Genomic DNA, 1,009 nt, shown 5'->3' with positions numbered 1-1,009 from the left:
CGTCGCCCGCCCGGGCGCCAACCCGCCCTCGGCCGCCGCCCTGGCGGCCGCCCTGGCGGACGGGCCGCAGTCCCGCTCCGGCGGCCGCGGGGTGGACCGGCTCAACCGCCAGGCTGCTCAACCGCGGTGAGGTCCTTCCCGTACCAGATCTCGGCGTACGGTCCGCTGCTGTAGGCGGGGATCTCCCGGTACCCGTTCCGCAGGTACAGCGTGCGGGCCTCGACCAGGTCGAGGCGGGTGTCGAGGACGATCCGGTCGGCGCCCAGGGAGCGGGCGGCCCGGTCGACGGCGGCCAGCAGTACGGCGCCGCCGCCGGTGCCGCGCAGGCCGGGGCGGACGAAGACGCGGGTGAGCTCGGCCGTGGTGGCGTCGAGTCGCCGCAGGCCGGCGCAGGCGTGGGCGACGCCGTCGTGACGGGCGATCAGGAACGAGCCGTCCGGGGCGGCGAGGTCGTCGCTGGGGGAGCCGGCCAGGCCGGACTCCAGCTCCTGGGGGGTGCCCTCCCGGTCGAAGTGCAGGCGGTAGTAGCGGTTGGCCACGTCGTAGTAGTACTCACGCAGCAGGTCCAGGGCCTCGGGGCTGGTCACGTCGGCCGTGGCGACGCTCCAGAGGCCGGAGTGGCCGGGTGCGGTGTTCGTCATGCGCGCATGATCCACTTCATGGCTCCGGCACCGCAATCGGTTTTCCCGGCCGCCCGGGCCCCCGGACCTCCGAACACCCGGACACCCGGGCGAAGGAACGGCAAGGCCCAGGTGCGTCGTTGCCCCGCGCGAGTGACGAGGGGATTGGCGCTGGTGGACGGCGGGGGAGCAGTGCATCTATGAACAGACCATCAGGTTGTCACATTAATGGGGGTCTGAGGGAGGGTCAGCAACGCCGGACTGGTGTGCGGACCGGTCTGCTGGCCACCGTCTGCCTCTCCGCCGTCCTCGCCGGCTGCGCCGGTCCGGCCGCTCCCGCCGGCCCCAAGCCCGCCCCGGCCGCTCCCGCCGGCCCCAAGCCCGCCCCG

1 protein-coding gene is annotated in these 1,009 nt (G+C 74.5%); it reads right to left on the bottom strand.

The window, feature by feature from the left end; all coding sequences use genetic code 11:
• Positions 1-101 precede the first annotated feature (101 nt).
• Positions 102-641, bottom strand: a complete 540-nt coding sequence (locus KS423_RS46175) for a GNAT family N-acetyltransferase (protein ID WP_224285616.1) — start codon at positions 639-641, stop codon at positions 102-104.
• Positions 642-1,009 lie beyond the last annotated feature (368 nt).

Source organism: Streptomyces sp. LS1784 (genome assembly GCF_020103755.1).
Taxonomy (GTDB): domain Bacteria; phylum Actinomycetota; class Actinomycetes; order Streptomycetales; family Streptomycetaceae; genus Kitasatospora.
The sequence above is the reverse complement of the archived record's forward strand: the minus strand, read 5'-3'. Positions and strand labels throughout refer to the sequence as shown.

Coding starts and splice junctions, on each gene's coding strand:
- KS423_RS46175 (WP_224285616.1), bottom strand. CDS start 641: ATGACGAACACCGCACCCGGCCACTCCGGCCTCTGGAGCGTCGCCACG.